Below are 525 nucleotides of genomic sequence, written 5' to 3' on the forward strand. Positions count from 1 at the left end.
ACATGTGGCAGAGCACCGCGACCTCCTCCCGGCGCAGGCCGTCCGTGCGGCGGCGCGGCCCGCGCGGCAGGCCCACGTCCTCGGGCTGCAGGGACTCCCGCCGCCGGCGGAGGAACTCCGCGAGCCCCGCCCGGTCGATCTCCATGCGCCGCCCTCCCGCGATCCGGCCGGCGCGTCCGCCCGGCCCTGCCGTCGTTCCTACCCTGCGCGGCGCCACGGAGCCACGGCCCGGCGATCCGTGGATGAGCGCGTCCTGGATCGGCCCCGCGACCGCGGCGACGGTGGGGGCACCACCACCGCCGCACCCCGAGGAGCCACCGTGTCCCGTCTCGACCTCACCGTCCCCGACCAGTCCGGCCGCCGCGCCGTCGTCACCGGCGGCAGCGACGGCAACGGGCTCGGCATCGCCACCCGCCTGGCCGCCGCCGGTGCCGAGGTCGTGCTGCCGGTCCGCAACCCCCGCCAGGGCGAGGCCGCTCTCGCCGCCATCCGCGCGGCCGCTCCGGGCGGCCACGTGTCCCTGCG

At 79.4% G+C, this 525-nt stretch carries 1 protein-coding gene and 1 pseudogene; one reads left to right on the forward strand and one right to left on the reverse strand.

What is annotated here, in order from left to right:
- Positions 1 to 145: pseudogene (locus tag KVT14_RS22790) on the reverse strand (transcriptional regulator); the annotation flags it as partial.
- A gap of 174 nt (positions 146 to 319) precedes the next feature.
- Here KVT14_RS22790 and KVT14_RS20100 point away from each other — a divergent pair.
- The coding region (locus KVT14_RS20100; RefSeq protein ID WP_217617275.1) for an SDR family NAD(P)-dependent oxidoreductase at positions 320 to 525 on the forward strand (206 nt) is incomplete at its 3' end.

This window comes from Cellulomonas sp. GbtcB1, assembly GCF_019091725.1.
Classification (GTDB): Bacteria; Actinomycetota; Actinomycetes; order Actinomycetales; family Cellulomonadaceae; genus Cellulomonas.